The 25,808-nt window shown below is 45.4% G+C and carries 19 protein-coding genes; 5 read left to right on the forward strand and 14 right to left on the reverse strand.

The window, feature by feature from the left end:
• Window positions 1-54 precede the first annotated feature (54 nt).
• From NL644_RS20020 to NL644_RS20060, 9 genes are all read right to left on the reverse strand, one after another.
• Window positions 55-708, reverse strand: coding sequence for a riboflavin synthase (locus tag NL644_RS20020; protein ID WP_005381574.1), 654 nt, complete (start codon window positions 706-708; stop codon window positions 55-57).
• Between the two features lie 8 nt (window positions 709-716).
• On the reverse strand, window positions 717-1,844 hold the full coding sequence (ribD, locus tag NL644_RS20025; protein WP_253658728.1) for a bifunctional diaminohydroxyphosphoribosylaminopyrimidine deaminase/5-amino-6-(5-phosphoribosylamino)uracil reductase RibD: 1,128 nt from the start codon (window positions 1,842-1,844) through the stop codon (window positions 717-719).
• A gap of 7 nt (window positions 1,845-1,851) precedes the next feature.
• The gene (gene nrdR, locus NL644_RS20030; RefSeq protein WP_005381578.1) at window positions 1,852-2,301 is read right to left on the reverse strand and encodes a transcriptional regulator NrdR; all 450 of its coding nucleotides are present in this window, start codon (window positions 2,299-2,301) and stop codon (window positions 1,852-1,854) included.
• 206 nt (window positions 2,302-2,507) lie between these two features.
• Window positions 2,508-3,758, reverse strand: coding sequence for a glutamate-5-semialdehyde dehydrogenase (locus NL644_RS20035; protein ID WP_253658729.1), 1,251 nt, complete (start codon window positions 3,756-3,758; stop codon window positions 2,508-2,510).
• A 17-nt stretch (window positions 3,759-3,775) separates the two neighbouring features.
• Window positions 3,776-4,915 (reverse strand): glutamate 5-kinase, encoded by a 1,140-nt coding sequence (gene proB, locus NL644_RS20040; RefSeq protein ID WP_145474374.1) that lies wholly within the window; start codon window positions 4,913-4,915, stop codon window positions 3,776-3,778.
• 121 nt (window positions 4,916-5,036) lie between these two features.
• Window positions 5,037-5,426, reverse strand: coding sequence for a sigma factor-binding protein Crl (gene crl, locus NL644_RS20045; RefSeq protein WP_005391414.1), 390 nt, complete (start codon window positions 5,424-5,426; stop codon window positions 5,037-5,039).
• Between the two features lie 115 nt (window positions 5,427-5,541).
• Window positions 5,542-6,789, reverse strand: a complete 1,248-nt coding sequence (frsA, locus tag NL644_RS20050) for an esterase FrsA (protein WP_005391416.1) — start codon at window positions 6,787-6,789, stop codon at window positions 5,542-5,544.
• 91 nt (window positions 6,790-6,880) lie between these two features.
• A complete protein-coding gene (tet(34), locus tag NL644_RS20055) occupies window positions 6,881-7,345 on the reverse strand; it encodes an oxytetracycline resistance phosphoribosyltransferase domain-containing protein Tet(34) (protein WP_005391418.1) in 465 nt (154 codons plus the stop codon).
• 264 nt (window positions 7,346-7,609) lie between these two features.
• Window positions 7,610-8,899 carry an NCS2 family permease gene (locus tag NL644_RS20060; RefSeq protein ID WP_047010160.1) on the reverse strand — a complete coding sequence of 430 codons (1,290 nt, stop codon included), beginning with the start codon at window positions 8,897-8,899 and terminating at the stop codon, window positions 7,610-7,612.
• A gap of 1,024 nt (window positions 8,900-9,923) precedes the next feature.
• On the opposite strand from NL644_RS20060, the gene NL644_RS20065 reads away from it, so the two are divergent.
• Window positions 9,924-11,396, forward strand: coding sequence for an aminoacyl-histidine dipeptidase (locus tag NL644_RS20065; protein ID WP_253658730.1), 1,473 nt, complete (start codon window positions 9,924-9,926; stop codon window positions 11,394-11,396).
• Between the two features lie 62 nt (window positions 11,397-11,458).
• Here the strand turns inward: NL644_RS20065 and NL644_RS20070 are convergent, their stop codons facing one another.
• Window positions 11,459-11,998: a DUF3332 domain-containing protein gene (locus NL644_RS20070; protein WP_047010162.1), complete on the reverse strand. Its 540-nt coding sequence runs from the start codon at window positions 11,996-11,998 to the stop codon at window positions 11,459-11,461.
• Window positions 11,999-12,327: 329 nt separating this feature from the next.
• Between NL644_RS20070 and NL644_RS20075 the strand changes: the two genes are divergently transcribed.
• The 3 genes from NL644_RS20075 (at window position 12,328) to NL644_RS20085 (ending at window position 16,408) form a co-directional block, all read left to right on the forward strand.
• Window positions 12,328-13,395, forward strand: a complete 1,068-nt coding sequence (locus NL644_RS20075) for a succinylglutamate desuccinylase/aspartoacylase family protein (protein ID WP_005391426.1) — start codon at window positions 12,328-12,330, stop codon at window positions 13,393-13,395.
• Window positions 13,396-13,659: 264 nt separating this feature from the next.
• A complete protein-coding gene (locus NL644_RS20080; protein WP_253658731.1) occupies window positions 13,660-15,846 on the forward strand; it encodes a TonB-dependent receptor in 2,187 nt (728 codons plus the stop codon).
• A gap of 118 nt (window positions 15,847-15,964) precedes the next feature.
• Window positions 15,965-16,408: a DNA-directed RNA polymerase subunit beta gene (locus NL644_RS20085; protein ID WP_253658732.1), complete on the forward strand. Its 444-nt coding sequence runs from the start codon at window positions 15,965-15,967 to the stop codon at window positions 16,406-16,408.
• 90 nt (window positions 16,409-16,498) lie between these two features.
• Here the strand turns inward: NL644_RS20085 and NL644_RS20090 are convergent, their stop codons facing one another.
• Both NL644_RS20090 and purL read right to left on the reverse strand, forming a co-directional pair.
• On the reverse strand, window positions 16,499-16,807 hold the full coding sequence (locus NL644_RS20090) for a DUF3622 domain-containing protein (RefSeq protein WP_005391432.1): 309 nt from the start codon (window positions 16,805-16,807) through the stop codon (window positions 16,499-16,501).
• A 295-nt stretch (window positions 16,808-17,102) separates the two neighbouring features.
• Entirely contained in the window at window positions 17,103-20,996 is a 3,894-nt protein-coding gene (gene purL / locus NL644_RS20095; protein WP_114323827.1) for a phosphoribosylformylglycinamidine synthase, read from the reverse strand.
• A 299-nt stretch (window positions 20,997-21,295) separates the two neighbouring features.
• On the opposite strand from purL, the gene mltF reads away from it, so the two are divergent.
• Complete coding sequence (mltF, locus tag NL644_RS20100; protein ID WP_012842083.1) at window positions 21,296-22,873, forward strand: membrane-bound lytic murein transglycosylase MltF; 1,578 nt, start codon at window positions 21,296-21,298, stop codon at window positions 22,871-22,873.
• Between the two features lie 585 nt (window positions 22,874-23,458).
• On the opposite strand, the gene tadA is transcribed toward mltF, so the two are convergent.
• Together tadA and NL644_RS20110 are read right to left on the reverse strand one after the other, a co-directional pair.
• Window positions 23,459-24,007: a tRNA adenosine(34) deaminase TadA gene (gene tadA / locus NL644_RS20105; RefSeq protein ID WP_005391440.1), complete on the reverse strand. Its 549-nt coding sequence runs from the start codon at window positions 24,005-24,007 to the stop codon at window positions 23,459-23,461.
• 200 nt (window positions 24,008-24,207) lie between these two features.
• A complete protein-coding gene (locus NL644_RS20110) occupies window positions 24,208-25,767 on the reverse strand; it encodes an AbgT family transporter (RefSeq protein WP_017635695.1) in 1,560 nt (519 codons plus the stop codon).
• Window positions 25,768-25,808 lie beyond the last annotated feature (41 nt).

The following is a 25,808-nucleotide window of genomic DNA, read 5'->3' on the forward strand; positions in this document are numbered from 1 at the left end:
GGTGTTCTGTGAGTCTGCTCTTTATCGCATGCCTCACGCAGCCACTCCCAAGACTTATGCAAAACCGTTTTGCTGTAAAAAGTCCATCGTGATACGAGACTCGGCCTTATCTTCTTGCTGCCCTTGCAGTAAACGCTCCATATAACGCGCAAGTACATCAACTTCTAAGTTGACTTTGCGCCCCACTTGAAACTGGTCAATCGTAGTTTCTTCACTCGTATGAGGAACGATCGTCAGCTTAAAAGCATTTTTACGTAAGTCGTTGACGGTTAGGCTAATACCATCAACAGTAATCGAGCCTTTCTCTGCAACGTACTTGCTAATTTCCGCTGGCATTGCAACCCAAAACTCTATCGCACGGCCAACTGAATTGCGTTCGACAATTTCACCAACCCCATCGACATGGCCAGAAACGATATGTCCACCCAGTCGCGTTGTTGGTAACATGGCTTTTTCTAGATTCACCTTATCGCCCACTTGGTATTCGGCAAACCCAGTTTTCTTCAAGGTTTCTAATGACAGATCAGCACTGTAATAGTGGCTTCCGAAGTCAACTACCGTTAAGCAAACACCATTGGTCGCGATGCTATCGCCTAACTTAACGTCTGACATATCAAGCGTACCAGTTTCAACCGTGACGGTGATATCTTCGCCCTTCGGCGTAATCGCAGCTAACTTGCCAACTGCTTCTACTATTCCTGTAAACATACTATTTCTTATCTAAGTTCTTTACGTTTGATGGTGGCGGTGATACGAATGTCTACCCCGACCATACGAACGTCTGTAATGTTTAAATCAATGACGTCAGCCATAGCGCTTAATCCTAAAGCACCGATAAGCCCCCGACCATCGCTGCCCATGAGTTTTGGCGCAAGGTAAACAATGAGCTCATCTACAAGATTAGCCTTTATCATCGCACTCGCTAGCGTGGCTCCAGCTTCAACCCATAAGTGATTGATGTGGTGCTCATCCGAGATACGTTTTAATGTTGTTGATAAGTCAATTTGGTCAGCGCCGTCCAATAGAGGGATACAGTCTCCATCTGGGCTAACAATAACTCGCTCTCCATCGGTGTGGAACAGCTTGAGCGCATCCGTTAAATGCTTCTGACGGTCTAAGATTACACGTACTGGTTGACGAAGTTCTTCTCGTAAATACTGCGCTTGAACACTGGTAGGTAAGTCATCCCAACGCACATTGAGTGACGCATTATCATCAATCACCGTTTTGCTGGTAGAGAGAATGCCACCACTCATCGCTCGATAACGCTGCACATCTTGGCGGGCCGCTGGGGAGGTGATCCATTGGCTCTGCCCATTGCTGAGTGCGCTTTGCCCATCCAAACTGGCTGCCATTTTTAATTGAACAAACGGCATGCCTGTACGCATGTACTTTATAAAACCAGGGTTAAGGGCAAGGGCATCTTGCTCTAACAAGCCGATTTGTACTTCAATTCCGGCATCACGCAACATCTGGATGCCCCGCCCCGCAACTTTAGGGTTTGGGTCTACCATTGCGCAAACCACACGTGCCACTTTAGCTTTGATTAGCCCTTCAGCACATGGCGGTGTACGGCCGTAATGAGAGCAAGGTTCGAGCGTCACATAAGCGGTTGCACCAACTGCTTTTTCACCCGCCATGCGCATCGCGTGCACTTCGGCATGCGGCTCACCAGCGCGGTGGTGATAGCCCTCACCAACAATTTCTTCATCACGAACGATGACGCACCCCACATTTGGATTTGGGGCGGTGGTATAAATGCCACGTCTCGCTAACTTAATAGCTCGTGACATCATGGCGAAATCTAAATCAGAAAACGCTCTTTCAGGAGTGTGTTGAGTCATGAGCTACTCAGTCTTCTAGGCGGGCAATCTCTTCGCCAAACTCGCGAATGTCTTCAAAACTGCGGTAAACTGAGGCGAAACGGATATAAGCGACCTTGTCGAGTTCTTTGAGTTGGTCCATGACTAAATTACCAATCATTTCACTCGGAACCTCTCGTTCACCCGTCGCACGCAGTTGTGATTTGATCATGCTGATCGCTAACTCTATAGAATCGGCACTCACTGGGCGTTTCTCTAAAGCGCGTTGAATACCGCCAACCATTTTATCTTCATCAAATGGTTCACGGTTGCCATTCGATTTGATCACTTTAGGCATCACTAACTCTGCGCTTTCAAACGTAGTGAAACGCTCGCTACACGCCAAGCACTGACGGCGACGTCGAACTTGATGGCCATCAGCCACTAAGCGGGAATCAATAACTTTGGTATCGTTCTCGGAACAAAAAGGACAATGCATATCACCTCCATATCTATACCCAAATAACCTCATGAGCAATCACGGCTAACCACGCGTTCATGGTTATACGGACTCTATTAAAGCTATTTGGGTATAACGCTTTCAAACCGAAATAAAAGCTCATGTAGTGTAGCGGAATTGGTATGTTAGACAAAACAAAAAGGGGCCCAAAGGCCCCTTTTTCACTCAAGATCTCGTTGAATGTGTTAACTGCGTGCTAAGTAATTCGCTTTACCAACCCACTTGTAGCTAGTTAGCTCTTCTAAGCCCATTGGACCACGGGCATGTAGCTTTTGCGTGGATACTGCGACTTCTGCGCCAAGGCCAAATTGCGCACCGTCTGTAAAGCGCGTTGAAGCATTCACATAAACCGCCGCCGAACCAGCAGAATTGATGAACAGTTCTGAGTTTTCCAAACTATTGGTCATGATCGCATCTGAGTGGCTCGCGTTATGGACACGCATATGATCAATGGCATCTTTCACATCAGACACAACTTTTACACCAAGAGTGTAGCTCAACCATTCCGTATCAAAGTCACCTTCAATAGCATCGCGAACTTGTTTCGCTTGCTCCATGAGTTCTTTTGCTTTTGGCTCTGTAACGAACGTCACTTTATCGTTCATGCGCTCTACGATCATTGGTAGGAATTGCGCTGCAATTTTTTCATGCACGAGCAGCGTATCTAATGAGTTACACGCAGATGGACGTTGAACTTTAGAGTTCTCAACCACATTCAGGGATTTCTCTAGATCAGCGGATTCGTCGACAAAGATATGGCTGATACCAAAGCCGCCAATAATCACCGGAATCGTGCTGTTTTCTTTACACATTTTGTGTAGGCCAGCACCACCGCGTGGAATGATCATGTCGACGTAATCGTCCAGTTTAAGCAGTTGAGAGACTAGCTCACGATCTGGCTTTTCAATGTACTGAACCGAAGCGGCAGGAAGGTTCGCCTTTGCTAGCGCAGACTGAATAACCTTCACTAATTCCATATTCGAGAAAAATGTCTCTTTGCCGCCACGCAAAATGCTTGCGTTGCCGGTTTTCAAGCACAGTGCCGCAATATCAATAGTTACGTTAGGACGCGCTTCATAAATTACGCCCACAACACCCAGTGGTACGCGGCGACGAGACAATGACATTCCATTTTCCAGTACCTTACTGTCGATTTCGCTGCCCACAGGATCGTTCAAGCTAATGACGTTGCGAACATCATTAGCAATTGCAGTCAATCGTTCTTCATTAAGCAAAAGGCGATCAAGCAGTGCGTCGGTTAAACCCGCTTCACGGCCAAGTTCGATGTCTTTAGCGTTTGCCGCCAAAATAGCAACGGAGTTTGCTTCTAGCTCATCAGCAATGATGGCTAATGCTTGGTTCTTCTGCGCAGTTGACGCTGTCGCTAATTCGAAAGCTGCATCTTTAGCAGCTTTACCCATATTCGTTAAATCCACTTTGCTTCCCTCTAATTCTATTCCTGAATGACAACCAAATCATCGCGATGAATCACCTCAGAGCCATAATCATGACCCAAAATAGAGATGATATCTTTACTGTGCTTACCAGTAATTTTAGTTAGGTCATCACTTGAGTAGGCGCTAATGCCACGAGCCACCAACTTACCGTGAGAATTTGTTATACGCGCCACTTCGCCTCGTGCAAAGTCACCACTTACTTTGATTACCCCTTTAGCAAGTAAGCTACTGCCCTTACCGACCACTGCATTTACCGCACCATCATCAATAATGATGTCGCCCGATGCCGCAGGTCCCGCCAGAATCCAGCGTTTACGGTTTTCTAAAGCTTCAGCGCAAGGTAGGAAGCGTGTGCCTTGTGGCTCTGCGCTCAAAGAGTCAAAGATAACATTAGGTGCACTACCGGCAGCAATAATAACCTCGATACCAGCGCGGCGAGCGATGTCTGCGGCTTGCAGCTTCGTTGCCATACCGCCTGTACCCAATGTTGTACCACTTCCTCCTGCGATTTTACGCAGCGTATCGTCGATGGTTTTTACTTCCTTGATCAACTCTGCGTTTGGGTCTTTACGAGGGTCAGCAGTAAACAGACCTTTTTGGTCAGTTAAAAGCAAGAGCTTATCTGCGCCACACAAAATGCCCACCAAAGCGGAAAGGTTGTCGTTATCGCCCACTTTAATCTCACTGGTCGCAACGGCATCATTTTCGTTTACGATAGGAATAATATCGTTCGCAACGAGCGCATTGATGGTGTCACGTGCGTTTAAGAATCGCTCGCGATCTTCTAAATCAGCACGAGTTAGTAGCATTTGGCCGATCTTGATGCCGTAAATACCAAACAAAGACTCCCATGTTTGAATCAAGCGACTTTGACCCACCGCCGCAAGTAATTGTTTACTCGCCATCTCGTTGGGCAATGCGGGGTAACCAAGATGCTCACGGCCTGCTGCAATAGCACCAGACGAAACCATTACCACTGAATGGCCTTGTTTTTTAAGCTCAGCACACTGGCGCGCTAACTCAACCATGTGAGCACGGTCGAGTGCCAGAGTGCCGCCTGTCAGCACACTTGTACCCAGTTTCACAACGACAGTTTGTGGTTGTGAAACAACTGCATTTTGTTGATTCGTTGTCATGATGTCTTCTGAAGTGAAAAACAAATAAAGAGAGGATGTTTTAACAATCAAAGAGGGAATTAACAAGAGAAAAGGTGCGTTTTCGCACCTTTTTGTTTGGTATTAAATGAAAACAACCAAATTAAGCGAAATCGAAAGACTCCGTGTGATATTCGACTTCTAATTTGAAGTGTTCTTCTAAAGTATCAACCAGCTTTTGATGGAATGTGCTCTGCGTCAGATACACTTCCTCTACCGCTTTTTTAGGCAGGGCTTCAGATACCCATTGCCCTTCTTTGTTGTACTTGCCGATATGATATTTGGCAGTAAAGCCTCCTTCGATGGATTCCAAATCCATCCACCAGCCCCAAAATTCACGCTTTTCAGGCGATTTTTTGTCGTCTACACAAACAGATAGACAATCAAAATAATAGCGCCCTTCTTGCGATTGTGGTTCGCGCAGGTAAGGCCCTATCGCCTTCAACTTTGACATCAAGCGAAAGTGAGTCGGGCCCTGAGTCGTCTCTGACATATGAATCTCCGTTTTCATAGTTAAAAGTAAACACCCAAGAATGATTATTATTTTTAATTATCATGAGCTTATTTTTTGCTCAGATATATCACTCTTAACTAATTTAGGAGAATTGTCACCCTAATAATTCATCTTCTAGCCACTTTATGGCTAAATCGAGGGATTGCTCATATCCTTTTGTAATCGTTTTGGAACTGATTTTTTTCGCTCTGCCATACTGGCTAAACAGCGCAACGAGTTGGTTATCACTGTGTGGAGACACCGGATCGCCTTCAAGGCTCAAAGCTAAAATAGGTACTTTGGTTTTTCTACTGCTCAAGAAGCCCTGAACCTTCAATGACCAGGCCATCATCTGGCCCGCCATGCTATTAATATCAACCGCGCTTTTCCCTAAGCGAGAAGCCAACAGATCCAGATACATCTTCGGCATTTTTTGCAGCTTCTCAGGGGAAGTAAAAATATCATGTACGGGTGCGCCAAGGGCTACACAAGCTTTGATCTTCTCTTGCTCAACAAAAGAGAGTCGGATCATGGCATTACCACCAAAACGAAATCCAACTAACCCCACTTTGTGATGATCCACCCAAGGCAATGAATACAGCTCATTTAGTACCGCTTGGTGCAGACAGCTTGAGTTCTCAGTCAAAGGCCAGTGAGAACTGTGCCCTACCGAAGGCATGTCAACCGTCAACATCGCAATATCTCGTGGTGCAAGATGATTGCGGAACAAACGCCACATGTCGGTTTGTAACGTATCGAGACCAGCGCTCACCATCACCACAGGCAGTTGTTTGTCGGTTCTTGGCAAATGAAGGTTCGCGATGATTTTGCGATTTTGGTAAGGCACTTCAATTTGCTTGATGGTGTACTTGGTCTTCTCTGCGCCGTCAGAGTACGCTTTGTTTGCCAGCACTTGAGCCTGCAAGGCCAAATTATCATTCTTCAGATGTGGGTAGCCTGCGATACTAAAACATAGAGATGCAGTGAAGAGTTCATCGGCGGCCTCCTCACCTTGCATTTCATTTGAACGCTTCTGATGCTCCATGCCGAGCTTAATCCACTCAAATGTCCAGTTGCCGTTGTGGTATCCCATTACGGTGTCTAACCAATCATCATTGGTTCGAGAGTGGGAAGAAGAAGCGATTTTAGAAAGCACACCTTCCATCTCTATCGGAGACAACCCTTGCCAAGCCCATTGCAAGCGGCGCAAATGACGATACCAAGCACGATCACCCTGCGCCTCTCGCTCATCAAGTATTTTTTGACTGGTCGGCATGTACTGGGTAAGCGCAGAGGTTTCTTTTGCTTGCTTATGTTTCACGAACAAAGTTTCGGAAAGATTTTTACTGACGTCTTCAGACATAGGAAGAACCTTAGGCTATTAGCATGAGTTGTTATGATAATAAAAAAAATGCCCCTATACAGGGGCATTTCTCAATATTCTTTAATAGCGTTTATTTTTGCTTGCGGTTTACAGGCTCAGCGTACTGGATTGACATGTCCCAAGGTTGTTCAATCCAAGTGTCTTGCGCGATATCTACCACATAATCATCTAGCAACGCTTTGCCTGAAGGTTTTGCACACACAGCGATCATCTTCGCTTTTGGATACATCTCACGTAGTTTGCGCGCCGTATCACCACTGTCTACTAGGTCTTCAACGATTAGGTAACCTTCACCATCGCCTTCAGGTGCTTTTAGTACCGTCATATCGCGCTGATGATCATGGTCGTAGCTTGAAATACAGATTGTATCAACGTAACGAATACCCAGTTCACGAGCCAAGATAGCGCCAGGAACCAAACCACCGCGGCTTACCGCCCAAATCCCTTTCCATTGCTCAGCTGGCATTTGTTTTTCAGCCAGTTCACGGCAGTAAGTCTGCATTGCATCCCAAGTGATAATGAATTTTTTACTCATTGTAATAACCTAATAATTTGAAAATATGCATCCTCAAAATCTAGCGAACTCACTCAAAAGCGGAATGCTCACTGACCTCTCCAAAACGTATGGAGATGAGGATTTCAAGCTGCGCAAACGATTATTCTACCGAAACACACCGCTAATACCAACGGTGATATCAAAATTCTCTGCCTATTCCGCAGAAAAACCGTCTTAAGTGAACAACGTGAAAAAAGAAAAAGCCAGCGTGAATAAATCCACACTGGCTTTTTGCTCGAGAAATTAACCGACGAGGTATTTGACGATGAAGATGGCAGACATCACCCACACACTCATCGACACTTCACGGCCCTTGCCGCTGAATAATTTGATCGCCGAGTACGCGATAAAGCCTAACGTAATGCCCTCTGCAATCGAGAACGTTAATGGCATTACCAAACAAGTCACAACAACTGGTGATGCTTCCGTTAGGTCACGCCAATCAATGCTTACCAGCCCAGACAGCATCAAAATCGCGACATAGAACAGAGCACCCGATGTTGCGTAAGCTGGGATCATTCCTGCTAGTGGTGAAAACAACAGAGCAAGTAGGAAGAGCACACCAACAACCACTGCTGTTAGACCAGTACGACCACCAGCCGCCACACCAGAAACACTCTCAATGTAAGATGTGGTGTTTGAGGTACCGAGTAATGCACCTACTGACGTTGCCGTTGAGTCTGCAAGTAACGCTTTGTTTAGACGCGGGATGTTGCCATTCTCATCCGTGAGGCCTGCTTTTTGAGAAACACCAACTAGCGTACCTGCGGTATCAAACAAATCGACAAATAGAAAAGCGAACACAACGGAAATCATGCCAACTTCAAACAAACCAGAGAAATCCAGTTGCATGAAAGTGGGTGCAATGCTTGGTGGCGTTGACATAATGCCGCTCCACTGCACATCACCAAATAGAAGGCCAAGCGCTGTAACACCAAGAATGGCGATCATCACCGCACCTTTCACACCACGGTGAACAAGCGCGATAGTAAGGAAGAAACCAATCGCAGCCAATACAGATGGCAATGATGTGATCTCTCCCATAGAAACTAATGTCGCAGGGTTATCAACGACGATGCCTGCATTTTTTAATGCGATAAATGCTAAGAAAAGACCGATACCGGCTGAAATACCTGTTCGTAGAGAATGCGGGATCGAGTTAATAATCCACTCACGGATCTTAAATATACTCAAAAGAATAAACAGCAGGCCTGAAACAAACACCGCCGCTAACGCAACTTGCCACGTATAGCCCATTCCCAACACAACAGAGTAAGTGAAAAATGCGTTCAGCCCCATTCCTGGTGCTTGTGCAATTGGGTAGTTGGCAACAAATCCCATGATGAAACAGCCGATAGCGGCCGCAAGACAAGTTGCAACAAAAATGGCACCACGGTCCATACCGGTATCCGACAGGATCGCTGGGTTTACAAAAATAATGTAAGCCATAGTTAGGAAGGTGGTAACACCTGCAATGATCTCAGTGCGCACATTTGTGCCATTGTCACTGAGCTTAAAAAGCCTCTCGAGCATGATCGAATCCTGTAAAGGTAAAAAGTAAACGGTTGCGTAATCGATTGGCGGGAATTATAAAGTTATCAAATAGCAAATTCTAGATAGAATCTTCACTCTAATGCGATTTTTTTCTTTGGATATGAAACCCATTCGCTAATTCTTAAAAGCAAAACAGGAAATATATTCTTATAAAACAACAATTAATAATTATCGTTCAGAACCCAACAACAGAATAAAAACTGAACAATGTACTAAACTTTCAAATAGAAACTGGGCGTTTTAAGCGTCATATCTAGGTGGATTTGACGGGGAAGTCGATAAAACTAAAGAACGAAGAATAGAATCTAGCCTTGATGGCAGAAAATGTGTCAGAAATAGAAAGTGGAGATAAAAAAACGCCACCCAATTTGGGTGGCGGCGAATCATGTCAGCACTATCACTGAAAAAAAATTCCAATTTATAGGGGTGAACAAACTGTTCGAGTCACATGCGTTGACTTCACTTAGTAGCCAAAGCTTGTTGGGTATACAAAGTTGCCGGTGTAAACAGACTTGCTATTCCAGAACATTGTACTTGGTAAACCTTTCATAACTATCACCTTTTAAATCAATTAAACATTCGTTGATTTCTCGGTTCCTTGGAGGCGATAAAACGGACTCATCCTTTGAGCATTTCATTCTTCTCTCAGAAGCTGGTTACAAATATACCACTAAGAAATTTAATTACAAGCATTTTAGTGATTAAAATCACAAAAATGTATAAATTGACCTTCATCAAAGTTTAAATGTAATTAAATTACAGTTTTGTGAATTAAAAAATAAAGCCACTTTCAGAATGTATGATAAAGAACACATAGTGCCTGTTATTGTGTTCACAAACTGTGACAGTTCTGAGAGAAATCCTTGTGCACGCGACTACTCGTACTCCTTATCTGGTGGTATGCTAAACGGCAATTTGAAGGCCAAATCGTCTAGCATTTAATGCTATCTCGACAATATTTTTACGGTATATATTTGGCAAAGCACATCAAAAGGAGTCCTCCGTGTCTGAGTTCCATTCTGAGATCAGTACCTTATCACCTGCTCCACTTTGGCAGTTTTTCGATAAGATTTGTTCTATCCCTCACCCATCTAAGCATGAAGAAGCATTAGCACAGTACATTATCAACTGGGCAACAGAGCAAGGCTTTGACGTTCGCCGTGATCCAACCGGTAACGTGTTCATCAAAAAGCCCGCGACACCTGGAATGGAAAATAAGAAGGCTGTTGTACTTCAAGCACACATCGACATGGTGCCGCAGAAAAACGAAGACACCGAACACGACTTTACCAAAGATCCAATCCAACCTTACATCGATGGCGAATGGGTAACGGCGAAAGGCACGACGCTTGGTGCAGATAACGGGATTGGTATGGCTTCTTGCCTTGCTGTATTGGCATCTAAAGACATTAAGCACGGCCCAATCGAAGTTCTGCTTACGATTGATGAAGAAGCAGGCATGACTGGCGCATTTGGTCTTGAGGCTGGTTGGTTAGAAGGTGAGATTCTTCTCAACACAGACTCTGAACAAGAAGGCGAAGTCTACATGGGTTGCGCCGGTGGTGTTGATGGCACCATGACTTTCGGCATTTCTCGAGAAGCAACACCTGCCGGTTTCGTAACACGCCAACTAACGCTGAAAGGCCTAAAAGGTGGTCACTCAGGTTGTGACATTCACACAGGTCGTGGTAATGCCAATAAATTACTTGGCCGCTTCCTAGCGGGTCATGCTCAAGAGCTTGATTTACGTTTGGTAGAATTCCGTGGTGGTAGCTTACGTAATGCAATCCCTCGCGAAGCGTTTGTTACTGTCGCGCTTCCTGTCGAAAACCAAGACAAGCTTGCTGAGCTGTTCAACCACTACACTGGGCTGCTTAAAACTGAATTGGGTAAAATCGAAACAGGTATCGTAACCTTTAATGAATTGCTTGCTAGTGACGCACAAGTATTTTCAATCGCCGATCAACAACGCTTCATTGCCGCACTTAACGCTTGTCCAAATGGTGTCATGCGCATGAGCGACGAAATTGAAGGTGTGGTCGAAACGTCACTGAACGTTGGCGTGATCACTACTGAAGAAAATAAAGTGACAGTTTTGTGTCTGATTCGCTCTTTGATTGACTCTGGCCGCAGCCAAGTTGAGAGTATGCTACGTTCAATTGCTGAATTAGCAGGCGCACAAATTCAGTTCTCAGGTGCTTACCCTGGCTGGAAGCCAGATGCAGATTCCGAGATCATGGCAATTTTCCGTGATATGTATGAAGGCATTTACGGTCATAAGCCGAACATCATGGTCATCCATGCTGGTCTTGAGTGTGGCCTATTTAAAGAACCATACCCACACATGGATATGGTTTCTTTCGGTCCAACAATAAAATTCCCTCACTCACCAGATGAGAAAGTGAAGATTGATACTGTTCAGTTGTACTGGGATCAGATGGTAGCGCTTCTAGAGGCAATTCCAGAGAAAGCGTAATTCAATCACGAAATACAACAAAGGGTGCTTTACGGCACCCTTTTTTGTTTGGCTGGACCAATTTACACGCGATTTTGCGTATAAGCAGCTAGCTCATCCATTGAGGTTTGTGCAACGACCTCGCCATCAATGTAGTAAGTAACAAACTCACCATCGCGCACACCCATGAGTGTCGCCTTCTCGCCGTTATTGTAAGTAATATCCATTTGAACAGTATTCTCATCGATTTGCTGCATTCGACCCTGCTCAATAACACGGTTATTCGCTAACGGTGCAATTGGCGCCGTCGTTAACGATTTATCTAACTGGTGGTTTACATCAATGTAAGTATCCATCTTTGTATCGAAGATATGTGGCTTACCATTTAAAGGGTTCTTACCCGTCCAAAACTCTAGAGAGTTAAATACGATGTAGTCCGCTGCGATTGCGACACCATAAACAGGTGCTAAAAGCATGTTTAGACCACCTCGAGCGTAACGGTTATCTACAGCTTTCAAGTTAAACCCCATGACATAACCTGTCACGGCATTACTGCCAACGCAACCTGAAAGTGAAACTGCTACAGCAGTCAATGCACCAATTTTAGCAATTGCCTTTTTCATCAAAACCTCTAGTTAGAAATGTTAGACCTCAAATTCGGCGCGGATATTATCGGATAAAAAGTAGGGTTAAAAGTCCGTTTTTTTGTCCCTCATTATCAGTATTATTTTTAATACAGTCACATTTTTTAAGCCTATGATTGCTCTTCCTTCTGTACCTCTCGTTATGTATTAAACTGATAGAAAAGATCATATTGAAAACAAAAACTTCACACATGCTGAGGTTTCGCGCATGACGATTAAAGTAATTTGTCGTGTCCTTAATGAGAATGATTAGTGCGATTTTGCAGCAATTGTTACATTGCTGATAACGCATTTGACAGAGATGGTTTATGGCCAGAAGTAAAAAAAGCAAAGTGTTTGAGCTCTTAGGGCATCAAATACAACCAGGACAACGATTAGAGATCGAATTTGAAGCAGCGAAGCTATACACACATTCGCCTTTATCTATTCCCGTGGAAATCATCCATGGGAAACAAGAAGGGCCTGTGTTAATGGTGAATGCTGCTATCCATGGTGATGAGCTTAATGGCGTAGAAATCGTTCGTCAGATCATTAACCAACTGGATCCACAAAAACTGAAAGGCACTGTCATTGCAGTACCTATCGTTAACGTTTTTGGTTTCATCCATAAATCACGGTACTTGCCCGATCGACGAGATCTCAACCGTTGCTTTCCTGGCAGTGAAAAAGGCGCGCTTGCATCTCGAATGGCACACGGGTTCTTTAACAACATAGCCAAGCGTTGTGACTACATCTTGGATCTGCACACCGGAGCCATTCACCGCACGAACCTGCCACAGATTCGCGCAAACTTAAGCAACCCAGAAACTCTGCGTATTGCTCAGGCGTTTGCGACGCCAGTGATTGTTGATTCAGCATTGCGTGATGGCTCTTTACGCAGTGAGGCAGAAAAATGTGATATCCCCGTGCTCACCTACGAGGCTGGCGAAGCATTGCGTTTTGATCCACTGTCAATCAGCGCTGGTGTACTAGGGGTTCGGCGTGTAATGCAAGCCATTGGCATGCTGCGCGCTAGCCGAAAAAAGCTGCCTGAGCCTATCATAGCGAAGTCCACCAGCTGGGTTCGTGCGTCAGGTAACGGTATTTTGCGTACTGTCGTTAATCTGGGAGACAAAGTGGAACAGGGTGAAACTCTCGCCTATATCAGCTCTCCTCTTGGACATGATGAGGTAGAGCTCAAAGCGCCAAAGCGTGGCTTGGTGATCGGTCAACAAACTTTGCCACTGGTTAATGAAGGCGATGCGATCTTCCACCTTGCTTACTTCAACCAAGGTGATGATTCGGTAGAACAAGCCGTTGAAAGTTACATTGAAGGACTGACCGAGTTCGATGTCGAGCCACTGACTACCGGACAGATCCCGTTAGAAACTCAGTAATTCCTACCAAGTACGCACTTGATTAGCTCGAAAGGAGCAACAGTGCTCGCACCATCTTGTTTAAAAGCCAATGAGCTCAGCGTCCATGATGCTGGGCTTTTTGTTTTCTGTAAGCTAACGATACTCATCGTAGTTTCCACGAATGGATAAAAAACTTTACAAGCCATCGCAAAAACACACTTGATAATTAATCTCATTATCATTTATTAATCGTAATAATGTTCTTATAATCCGAGCTTCATAAAAACACTATAAATCATCAATATGAAACGATTAAAAAGTCATCCATTCAAAGTAAATCTCATTTCACTAACTTTGCTCTTCCCTCTTTATTCATATGCCGAGACAACGCCAAATGAAGAACTTGAAGTCATCGGTGTGCGTTATGCCAAACCTATTACCATTGCTGAGCCTGCGCAAACCACCATTAATTGGTCAGAGATTGAAGAGCAACAGTACTCTAATTTTGCCTCAATGATCGATGCCGTTCCGGGCGCATCATCAGATGGCGGCGGCCGTTCCGGCGGCGAACGTATTAATATTCGTGGTTTTGATGATCCAAGCGATATCGCCGTATTTGTCGATGGCGCTCCAATTGGCTTTCAACAATACCGCTACGGAACTTTCTTTTTTGATCCGTTCTTGATTGGTGAAGCAGAAATTATCAAGGGCGCGCACGACTATCGAGCACTCAACGGAAAGTTTGGTGGCTCAATTCGTATTAAAACCAAGAATGTCGATGACCTACTGTACGGCAATAGAAACTTTGGTGCTCGCATCTCAAGTGCATATAACACCAACGGCGATGAGAATGCCTACACGCTAACACTCTATGGTAAAAACGATGCTGGTTTTTATTTTCTAGCGAATGGCTCTGTAAAAGATTCTGATGACATTAAAGTCGGTGGTGGTGAAACGCTGGATTACTCAGGTTACGAGCAAGAAAACATGCTCGTAAAAGTCGGTTATGAAAACAACGATCACGAGTTTGAAATTAGCCACACTCGCTACAAAGATGAAGGTCGTAAACCTTGGGCTAACCGCCGCGGAAAAATGCCTAACATCACTGAGTACAACATCAAGAAATACGGATCATTAGAAAAAGCCAAATACGCATACACCGTCGATAATAAATACACGGATAACACCACGACCATCTCTTACCACTACATGCCGACTAACCCGTATATTGATTTCAATATCAAAATGGCACGTTCTGAAAACGATCGTCACTGGGTTCGCCCTGACGTGGCATTCGAGAAAATGTTCGTTTCTGTTGGCAGTTACGGTCACGAGTCTTGGTTGAGTTACGAGCGTGACTATGTTGATGTGTTTAACCAAGCGCAGTTCGGAGACCACACTCTAGTGACAGGGCTTCAATATCAAAAAACCGATAGAGACTCATTAGTATTCAACGCATCATACGACAGTAATGAAGCCAAAAACTACGGTTGGTATACCCCTTACTACGAACCATCTGGCACTCAGTCAATTTATGCGGCTTACATTGCTGATCACTATCAAGCAACAGACCGTTTAACCATCACACCTTCTCTGCGTTACGAATACATCAAGAGTGAAGGAAAAGGGAACGCCGCGCCGGATTATAATGATCCAGCTGCTGGACATGATTACGGTGAAACAACGCATAAAGGCTTTAGCCCACGTTTGGATATCGACTTTGATGCGACCAATAATACGCGTTTAAACGCCTCCTACGCCTACGCTTTAAAAGCACCAACCGTTGATAACATCTACTCAGTGCAATATGCGCGAGCTACCGCTACGGCTACTGCTTTGAATCTGGACGTGTCTCGTATCCATGCTTATCAAGCAAGCGTTATCAACTTAACGGAAGGGCTGGTGAACTCTCGCGATAACCTCGCAACAGAGTTAACTTTGTTCTATAACGATGTTAGCGACACAGTTGATATACGAACGGGCGAAAACCTCGACAAAAATACTACTGAGTTACAAAGCTGGAATACAAACCTAGATGGCTTTAAAAACTACGGCTTTGAGCTAATTTCACAATACCGGATTGAAGATTTCTACAGTAATTTCTCAGCAAGTTACATTCGCGGCAAAAACAAAGGCAGTCTATCTGACTCCACAGGTTCAGATGATGATCACCCTGATGTGCCACCATTAAATATCAACTTAGGTTTAGGTTACGAATGGATTCCAGGTTTACGCACTGGCTGGGAAGTCCGTTGGTATGATGCGCAAACCAAAACCAAGGCAAGCGGTAACAATTTAAAAGTGAAATCGCCAAGTGAGCAATACACGCTACAAAACGCTTACGTGGTTTGGGAAATACAACAAGTCGAAGGCTTGAGTGTTGGCGCGGTTGTGAAAAACTTAACCGATCGTTACTACGAAGCATACCTATCTAATGGCGTGCCTTCGCCTGGTCGCGAAGTCAAACTGCACCTCACTTATCAATACTAACCATACCTAAAAGATGCAGGGCAGACATTAACTGCCCTGCTGTTTCTTAACTAACAACCATAATTGCACACTGTTTTATTTATCAGTACTATCATTTCTTTTTGCTTGCATACACACTATGAACAACTTAAAAACACTGTTTCTTCTTGCTTGCTTCGTTCCAGCAAGTCAAAGCCTGGCGCAGCCCTCTGAGAGCATTGCTGACTACTTACAAGAGCAGAGTCAGCACCAAGTTATTGAGGATCATTACGCACAACCAACAACAAATAATCTGAATCTAGACGCCAAAGCAAACGCGTTAACTTGGCATGAAGAAGAAAAGCCGGATCACTGTCGTTACGCCAAGCAGCCTAAAGACGTCGCAACACATTTCGACTACGGTGAAGCAAACGATCTATCTAACGGATTGCAACACTTTGATTTACCAGAGAGGCACTCGGCAAAGGGCAAGTCAACACATCGCACTTATGCTAATAACCCTCACCTTCTTCCTGGCAATAAACAATTTGCAGCCCCTGAAGACGGTACGTTTAGCCTGTCTGTATCTTCGGATTGTTTTTAAGTCGATACAATAAAAAATGCCCTGAAACAAAGCTCAGGGCATTTTCACTTTTTGTTTGATGGGTGACGTCACCATCTCACCGACTTGAATCTATTCTTCGTCAGCGTCTACTTCAGCGTCACGTGCTTTGCGGGCTTCTTCTTTACGAACTTTTGCCGCTAGTTGTTCTGCTTCACGCTCTTGACGTTGCGCTGCTTTACGCTCGTTACGAACCACTTGGTTTTGGATAAAACCAGCCAGTTCTTGTTCAGCCCAAGCTTGTGCTTTCTCTTCGCTGTCAAAGCCAGTTTCACGCTTTGATACTACAGTCTTACGAGATGTCACTTGGCGAGTGATTTCTGCGCTCCAGCCGTTACGTTTTTCAGTGACGCGGATAGCAAATTTTGGATTCTTAGACATTTCTTTCATTTCCTAAGGGATTTAGGGATCAATCAGGGATTCGGTCAACTTGATAACTCCATCTAAGCTGAGCTGTTTAACACCATCCCTTGGTAAGCGCGGTATTAGAGCATAAAAGTAATCTAAACGCTGCAAGTTTTTTACGCGAGATAATAGATGACAAAGAAGAGACAGAACAAAGCAACGTTTCGCCCAGTCACTAGAAAGAGCGACAAAGAAAAAAGAGTGATAAGAAAAAAGAAAGCGCTGGTCTCTCAACCAACGCTTTACTTAAGCTAGATTAACCTGAGGTTAATTAACCGATATTCTTACGTGCATTTTGGAACATACGCATCCAAGCACCATTTTCACCCCAACCTTCCGGAGCCCAAGAGTTTGCAACTGTGCGGAATACGCGCTCTGGGTGAGGCATCATGATAGTTACGCGACCGTCTGCTGTTGTTAAACCGGTAATCGCGTTTGGCGAACCGTTCGGGTTGTTAGGGTATTGTTGTGTTGGGTTACCGAGGTTATCCACGTAACGAACCGCAACCGTACCTGATGCCTCGATCGCTGCTAGGTGCTCTGCATCACGTACTTCTACACGCCCTTCTCCGTGGGAAACCGCGATTGGCATGCGCGAACCAGCCATTCCGTCGAAGAATACAGAATCAGATTTCTGAACTTCAACTAGGCTAAAGCGCGCTTCAAAACGCTCAGATTCGTTACGAACAAAACGTGGCCACAAGTCTGCACCCGGGATCAGCTCTTTCAGGTTAGAAAGCATCTGACAACCGTTACATACACCTAAAGAGAACGTCTCTTTACGGTTAAAGAAGGCTTGGAACTGTTCACGGGCTTGTGCGTTAAACAGGATAGACTTAGCCCAACCCTCACCCGCACCTAGTACGTCGCCGTAAGAGAAGCCACCACAAGCTACTAGGCCATGGTATTCATCCAGAACGGCTTGACCCGTTAGGATATCACTCATATGAATGTCGGTTGCTTCAAAACCTGCGCGGTCAAACGCTGCTGCCATTTCAACGTGGGAGTTAACACCCTGCTCACGTAGAATCGCCATCTTAGGCTTCGCACCTTTTGCAATGTAAGGCGCTGCAACGTCTTCATTTACGTCGAAGCTGAGCTTAACGTTTAGACCTGGGTCTGAATTGTCTTTCTTAGCTTCGTGCTCTTGGTCAGCACACGCTGGGTTATCACGTAGACCTTGCATCTTATGCGTTGTTTCAGCCCAGATAACGCGTAGTTCGGTACGTGAACGTTCAAGCACAACTGCATCACCAGAAGTGATAATAAAGTCGTCTGAAGCTTCAACAGAACCAATCACATGTGAACATGCCTCTAAACCGTTTGCCGCCAGAGTAGATAGAACTGAATCCAGATCATCATTCTTAACTTGAACAACCGCACCTAGCTCTTCGTTAAATAGAACGGCTAGCGCATCATCACCCAGCTCTGCGATGTTCGCTTTTACGCCACAATGACCCGCGAACGCCATCTCAGCCAGTGTTACAAACAGACCGCCGTCGCCTTTATCGTGGTAAGCCACTAGCTTGCCATCACGTACTAACGCTTGCATTGCATCAAAGAAGCCTTTTAGCTGCTCTGCGTTATCTACGTCAGCAGGTTTGTCACCCAGCTGTTTGTATACTTGTGCCAATGCTGTCGCACCTAAGCGGTTTTTGCCGTTACCCAAGTCAACAAGAACTAGAGAAGTATCGCCTTTGTCAGTGCGTAGTTGTGGAGTCACGGTCTTACGTACGTCTTCCACACGACCAAATGCCGTGATAACTAGAGACAGTGGAGAAGTGACTTCTTTACTCTCGCCGTTCTCTTCCCACTTGGTTTTCATCGACATGGAGTCTTTACCAACTGGGATCGTCAAACCTAATGCAGGACAGAGCTCTTCACCCACCGCTTTGACTGCTTCATATAGACCTGCATCTTCACCTGGGTGACCCGCTGGCGACATCCAGTTCGCAGACAGTTTAATGTGTTTAATATCACCGATGTCTGTTGCCGCAATGTTCGTTAGTGACTCACCAACCGCTAGGCGAGCCGATGCACCAAAGTCTAGTAATGCCACTGGCGTGCGCTCACCCATCGACATTGCTTCGCCGTGGTAAGTGTCATAGCTTGCCGCTGTTACTGCACAGTTTGCTACTGGTACCTGCCAAGGGCCAACCATTTGATCACGAGCAACCAGACCCGTTACTGTTCGGTCACCGATAGTAATTAGGAATGTTTTTTCTGCAACCGCTGGAAGACGAAGTACGCGATCCACCGCTTCATTAAGCTCAATACCATCACGAACAATGGCAGGGCTTTCCACCTTTAGTGTGGTTGCGTCGCGGTGCATCTTCGGTGGCTTACCAAGCAGGATATCCATTGGCATATCGATTGGCGTATTGTCGAAGTGAGAATCTTCTAGCGTTAGATGACGCTCTTCAGTTGCCACACCCACCACTGCATATGGTGCGCGTTCACGCTTACAGATTGCATCGAATGCTTCCATGTTTTCTGGCGCTACCGCAAGAACGTAACGTTCCTGTGATTCATTACACCAAATTTCTAGCGGACTCATGCCCGGCTCATCGTTTGGTACATCGCGTAATTGGAACTTACCGCCACGCTCACCGTCGTCGACAAGTTCAGGCAATGCGTTAGAGATACCGCCCGCACCCACATCGTGGATAAATGCGATTGGGTTGTCGTCGCCTAGCTGCCAACAACGGTCGATCACTTCCTGACAGCGACGCTCCATCTCTGGGTTTTCACGCTGTACTGAAGCAAAGTCCAGATCTTCTGCTGACTGACCAGACGCCATTGAGGACGCCGCGCCACCACCAAGACCGATGTTCATTGCCGGACCACCAAGTACGATTAAACTCGCACCCACTGGAATTTCTTTCTTCTGCACGTGTTCGTCACGAATGTTACCCATACCACCAGCAATCATGATTGGTTTGTGGTAACCACGGATTTCTTCACCCGCGTGAGAGGTCACTTTTTCTTCGTAAGTACGGAAGTAACCCAATAGATTTGGACGACCAAATTCGTTGTTGAATGCCGCGCCGCCTAGAGGACCTTCAAGCATGATGTCTAGCGCGTTAACAATACGACCTGGCTTGCCAAAGTCGGTTTCCCACGGCTGTTCAAAACCAGGAATACGTAAGTTAGAGGTTGTAAAACCAACCAGACCCGCTTTTGGCTTACCGCCGATACCCGTCGCACCTTCGTCACGGATCTCACCGCCTGAACCAGTCGATGCGCCCGGCCATGGAGAGATTGCCGTTGGGTGGTTGTGCGTCTCTACCTTCATCAAGATGTGTGCATCTTCATGGTGGTAAGTGTATTGACGAGATTTAGGGTCTGGGAAGAAACGACCCGCTTTAGAGCCCGTCATAACGGCCGCGTTGTCTTTGTATGCAGACAGCACATAGTCAGGTGTCGTTTCGAACGTGTTTTTGATCATTTTGAACAGAGACTTAGGTTGATCTACCCCGTCGATAGTCCAATCTGCGTTAAAAATTTTGTGGCGACAGTGCTCTGAGTTCGCCTGAGCAAACATCATCAATTCAATGTCGTTTGGGTTACGCCCAAGCTTAGTAAAGTTCTCTACCAAGTAATCAATTTCATCTTCTGCGAGTGCCAAGCCAAGGGAAACGTTTGCTTCTTCAAGCGCAAGACGACCGCCCGCTAAGATATCAACATGCGCCACAGGCTTAGGCTCAGCGACTGTAAACAGCGCTGACGCAGCTTCAAATGCTGTAAATACCGTTTCCATCATGCGGTCATGAATTAACGCTTTGACAGCGCCAACTTGAGCTTCTGATAGAACAACTGAAGATTCGACATAATAAGCCGTACCGCGCTCTAGACGTTTCACTTTATCCAAGCCACAGTTAACAGCGATATCGGTAGATTTAGAAGACCAAGGCGAGATAGTGCCTGGACGAGGCGTAACAAGAAGTAGAAGACCTTCTGGCTCATGCTCTTCGATGGTTGGGCCGTAAGTTAGTAACTTTTCAAGTTTTTCTAACTCTTGGTCATCAAGGTCAGACTTTAGATCGGCAAAGTGCATAAACTCGGCATAAATGCCAGTTACAGGCAGATCTTGTTCACGACAAAGTTCCAGTAGTTTATTAACACGAAACTCAGAAAGAGCTGGGGAGCCACGCAAAATTCTCATGTGCTTAGGTCTCTTATGCAATTGATTAAGGTGATATTGGAATAAATTCAGACACTTAAAATAAGCCCTGTCGAACCTATGCCGATTCCACCTCGTCATTGCGAGCGCATTATATAGCAATTGTTTTTGTGATGTAACACCAAAAGCAACCGTTTGCGTCATTTTTTTTGTCAAATTTGAATTACGACTAAAATGTCGATAAAACACACAATGTCACGCTATAAGTGCGTGATTCACTTTGCCCCATGAGCTCGCTTTGATATAAAGGCAAATAGAAATTTCCTAAGATGTACCTATTAATGCAAATAAGCCAGCTCAACCGACTCAAGCGCAGCGCCCTAATTTTTGTTTCTGTGCTACTACTCTCTGCCTGCCAGATTGAGTCGGAACCCAAAAGTGAATTCGAAAAAATTCAGGAACGTGGCGTGCTTCGTGTTGGCACGCTAAACAATCAGCTTTCCTATTATATTGGTCCCGATGGTCCCGCTGGGTTGGATTACGAATTGGCGCGTCAGTTTGCGGAGCAGCTCGGCGTCAAGCTCGAGATTAAACCGGCCTTTCGCCAAGCCGAGCTTTTTCCTGCTCTTAAGAAAGGAGATATTGATCTCATCGCTACGGGCTTAAATCAAACGTCACAAGCGGTAAAACGCTTTAGACCTGGCCCTGCTTATTATTATGTAAGCCAACAAGTTGTGTATAAAAAGGGGCAACTTCGACCACGTGATATCGAACAGCTGATTGAATACCAAGCATCGAAAGACAGCGAATCTGACGAAGATACAAATGCAGGCGCGCAAACATTAAAGATCGTCGAACAATCGCAATATGTTCCGACCCTAACCGCATTAAAGAAGCAATACCCAGAGCTGCAGTTTGAAATTGTTGGCGATGCTGACACGAGAGACTTACTTAAATATGTATCCACTGGTGAGTTGCGTTTTACTGTGACTGACTCTGTGGAACTTTCCCTAGCTCAGCGCCTTTACCCCGATCTTGCGCTCGCGTTTGAACTTACAGAAGATCAACCAGTATCGTGGTTTACTCGACGCTCTGAAGACGAAAGTTTGTATGCGATGCTGATAGAGTTTTTCGGTAACATTAAACAATCAGGAGAACTGTCCACTCTCGAAGAGAAGTACATTGGTCATATTGAAGCATTTGACTACGTTGATACTCGCGCATTCATTCGAGCTCTGGATGACAAATTGCCTAAGTGGGCACCTTTATTCCAAAAGTACAGCGAAGAGTTCGACTGGCGCTTAATTGCAGCATTGGCGTATCAAGAATCACACTGGAAGCCAGCGGCAAAATCGCCAACAGGTGTTAGAGGGATGATGATGCTTACTCTGCCAACAGCGAAAAGCGTCGGGGTAACAAATCGTTTAGACCCTGAGCAATCTGTTCGTGGTGGTGTCGAGTACTTACGTCGCATTGTAGGTCGCGTGCCTGATAGCATCAACGAGCATGAAAAAATATGGTTTGCCCTGGCTTCATACAACATTGGCTACGGCCACATGATGGACGCACGGCGACTTACTAAAGCGCAAGGTGGCGATCCAAACGCTTGGGCAGATGTAAAAGACAGATTGCCTTTACTGCGTCAGAAGCGTTACTACAGTCAAACTCGCTATGGGTACGCCAGAGGTGATGAAGCGCGTAATTACGTAGAAAATATTCGACGTTATTATCAATCCATCATTGGTCATGTCAGCCAAAGACCAGCGATTGATGAGAATAGCGATGACTTGCAAGTTATCCCGCCGCTCAACCCTGACATTTTGATATCAGGAGCAGTAGAGACCGTTGTAGAGCAAATATCTGGCGCTTCTGACGTCACGGTTGAAGAAGACACCGAACAAGAAAGCCTTGAAGAATAGACCCGCTGTAAACTAAAAAATGACGAGCCCATGAGCTCGTCATTTTTGTTGAGTCCTAGCGAAAACTTATCTAGAATCCAAGACTCTGAGTGACACCAACCACACTCAACCATTCCTTTGGTTGGTCGCCTTTTTTCACCGTTAGTTAAACTGATTGCTTTGTAACAGATTGCTTCGTAACCACATGGTTTAGCTCACTGATGAAGCGGCGCTATCGGCTACGCTCTGCCGAAATAACGTCACTCCTATTATTAAGCATCGTATTGAAATTATTTGCTGGCTCTGTGCAATGCAGGAGTCAAATGAAGAACGTTTAAACCATCAAATGTTTAGTGCGATTATCGAGCCTATTGTAAAGCATCGATGAACCGCTATTTACTGGTATAAGTCTTGTCTGCAGGAGGTTTTGAATATGAGAAGACGTAGAGTGCAGTCAAAGCGTTTAAATAACACAGTAGCTGCTATCCGACGTAAACGTAAACTGACATGTATGAAAAAGAAAGTAAGTTCACGTAATCGTGTTTTTGTACACTTAGTCAATCACTAGTACGTTCAGGCAAACATCTACCCGGCTGTAGATGTTTGCTAACTCTCACTATTTCCATAATTTTGTCCACTCTCTCCATTTTCTAATGCTTTTTGTGCTTGTTTCTTCGCTTTAATTTCCTTACGGCGACGCTTAAAAAACGCTTGTAGCTGAGTGCGGCACTCATCTTCTAGCAGCCCCTTTTCAACTAAGGCGTAATGGTAAGCGGCTTGGCTTTCAAACAAATTAAGCACTGTTCCTGCTGCTCCCGCTTTTAAATCTGGCGCTCCAAAAACGACCCGCTTAACGCGGCTATGCAGTAAGGCTCCGGCACACATTGGACATGGCTCAAGTGTTACATACAAAGTCGTATCCAGAAGGCGGTAATTTTCTAGCTTTTGGCCTGCTTTACGCAGTGTTTGAATCTCAGCATGTGCGGTAGCGTCATTAGTACCAATAGAGCGATTCCACCCCTCAGCGATAATTTCACCATCTTTGACAAGCACTGCGCCGACAGGTACTTCCCCCTCAGCTTCTGCTTGCTCAGCAAGCACCATCGCTCTGCGCATAAACAATTCATCTTGAGGGGTAAACGGATGGTTAGACAAAGGAGGCTCCAAAGAAACAAAAAACGATTGAAGTCAGGAATTTTATCACCAACTTCGGTTTCACTACAGCAACACATCACGAGACAAAGTTTGCAACTCCAAAAAACCTAGTTACAAGACCTATCGATGTTCGTTTTGCGAGAACAAAAAAGCGCAGATCGAAGACCTGCGCTTTTCGGCTGCCAATTACCTACACGTTTTTACATTGTGTAAGTGTAAGGAGCTTGAATGCCTAGCGGGATACCTACCATCCAATAAGCAACTAGGAAGATAGACCAACCGATCAGCATTGCAATCGAGAATGGCATCATTAGTGACGCAAGCGTACCGATACCAGCCGACTTCACATAACGCTGACAGTAAACCACTACAAGAGGGAAAAATACCATTAGAGGTGAAATGATGTTCGATACAGAGTCACCCACACGGTAAGCCGCTTGAGACAGCTCAGGCGAGATACCAACCGCCATTAGCATTGGCACTAAGATTGGACCAATTAAAGCCCATTTTGCCGATGCCGAACCAATAAGTAGGTTTACAGACGCGGTTAGAAGGATCATACCGATGATGGTCACTTCACCTGGTAGGTTCATCGCTTTTAAGCCTTCTGCGCCATACAACGCTAGCATCGTACCGATGTTTGACTGAGCAAATGCAGATAAGAACTGAGCACAGAAGAACGACATTACAATGTATGCGCCCATGGTTGACATGGTGTCAGCCATCGCTTTGATAATGTCGTTGCTGGTCTTGAACGTTCCAGACACTTTACCGTAAACGTAACCAGGAATGATAAACAGAATAAAGATCAGCGGAACGATAGACTTCATGATCGGTGCTGAGAAGGCCGTAATTTCACCTTCAGGCGAGCGTAGCGCTGATGTTTCTGGAATTAATGCTGCAACAAGTAAGGCAATACCCGCCATCATTGCCCAACCAGCATAACGGAATGCTTTTGATTCCAGTTCAGTAAATGAACCTAGGTTTGGCGCGGTTTCCGCATCGTCATCAATTGGCATTTTTGATAAACGAGGCTCGATGATTTTCTCTGTCACGTACCAACCAATCCCCACAATAATGATGGAAGATAGGCCAGTAAAGAAGATGTTCGCTAATGGGTTAACCACGTATTCAGGATCAAGAACCTGCGCCGCGGTTTGCGTAAAGCCTGCAAGTAGTGGATCGATACCAGAAGGGATAAAGTTTGCAGAGAAGCCACCAGATACACCTGCAAATGCTGCCGCAATACCCGCTAGAGGGTGACGACCTGCCGCATGGAAGATAATACCGCCCAGAGGAATAACCAGAACATAGCCTGCATCTGCCGCAGTATGCGATACAATAGCAACCAAAATAAGCATTGGAGTAAGAAGCTTAGCTGGCGTGAAGTTCAGCATCTTCTTAAGACCCGTCGTAATAAAGCCCGAAGAATCTGCAACACCCACACCTAGCATTGCGACAAGCACGATACCCAATGGCGCAAAGCCAGTAAACGTCGTCACCATGTTAGCAAGGAAACTTGCTAGCGCTTCGCCCGTAAGTAAGTTGGTGATAGTAAGAGCTTCGCCCGTTCGAGGGTTTGGAAGATCGAATGATACATTCGATAAAAGTGCTGACGCCGCCCAAGTAATGATCAATGCCCAGAAGAACAAAATCGCAGGATCAGGGATTTTGTTACCTGTCCTCTCGATAAAGTTTAAAAAGCGCTCCATCCCGCTCGGCTTCGATGATGGTGCCTTATTTACAGCTTGGTTACTCATGGTAACTCCATAGTGAATGATGTTGGTGCCAAGGCCTATTT

The sequence above is a fragment of the Vibrio sp. Y10_XG_PY6 genome (genome assembly GCF_024181795.1).
GTDB lineage: Bacteria > Pseudomonadota > Gammaproteobacteria > Enterobacterales > Vibrionaceae > Vibrio > Vibrio diabolicus.

Bases quoted from the DNA above. Each gene is read 5' to 3' on its own strand.
- NL644_RS20020 (WP_005381574.1), bottom strand. From the start codon at position 708: ATGTTTACAGGAATAGTAGAAGCAGTTGGCAAGTTAGCTGCGATTACG.
- ribD (WP_253658728.1), bottom strand. From the start codon at position 1,844: ATGACTCAACACACTCCTGAAAGAGCGTTTTCTGATTTAGATTTCGCC.
- nrdR (WP_005381578.1), bottom strand. From the start codon at position 2,301: ATGCATTGTCCTTTTTGTTCCGAGAACGATACCAAAGTTATTGATTCC.
- proB (WP_145474374.1), bottom strand. From the start codon at position 4,915: ATGACAACGAATCAACAAAATGCAGTTGTTTCACAACCACAAACTGTC.
- crl (WP_005391414.1), bottom strand. From the start codon at position 5,426: ATGTCAGAGACGACTCAGGGCCCGACTCACTTTCGCTTGATGTCAAAG.
- frsA (WP_005391416.1), bottom strand. From the start codon at position 6,789: ATGTCTGAAGACGTCAGTAAAAATCTTTCCGAAACTTTGTTCGTGAAA.
- NL644_RS20060 (WP_047010160.1), bottom strand. From the start codon at position 8,899: ATGCTCGAGAGGCTTTTTAAGCTCAGTGACAATGGCACAAATGTGCGC.
- NL644_RS20070 (WP_047010162.1), bottom strand. From the start codon at position 11,998: ATGAAAAAGGCAATTGCTAAAATTGGTGCATTGACTGCTGTAGCAGTT.
- NL644_RS20075 (WP_005391426.1), top strand. From the start codon at position 12,328: ATGGCCAGAAGTAAAAAAAGCAAAGTGTTTGAGCTCTTAGGGCATCAA.
- NL644_RS20080 (WP_253658731.1), top strand. From the start codon at position 13,660: ATGAAACGATTAAAAAGTCATCCATTCAAAGTAAATCTCATTTCACTA.
- NL644_RS20085 (WP_253658732.1), top strand. From the start codon at position 15,965: ATGAACAACTTAAAAACACTGTTTCTTCTTGCTTGCTTCGTTCCAGCA.
- NL644_RS20090 (WP_005391432.1), bottom strand. From the start codon at position 16,807: ATGTCTAAGAATCCAAAATTTGCTATCCGCGTCACTGAAAAACGTAAC.
- purL (WP_114323827.1), bottom strand. From the start codon at position 20,996: ATGAGAATTTTGCGTGGCTCCCCAGCTCTTTCTGAGTTTCGTGTTAAT.
- mltF (WP_012842083.1), top strand. From the start codon at position 21,296: ATGCAAATAAGCCAGCTCAACCGACTCAAGCGCAGCGCCCTAATTTTT.
- NL644_RS20110 (WP_017635695.1), bottom strand. From the start codon at position 25,767: ATGAGTAACCAAGCTGTAAATAAGGCACCATCATCGAAGCCGAGCGGG.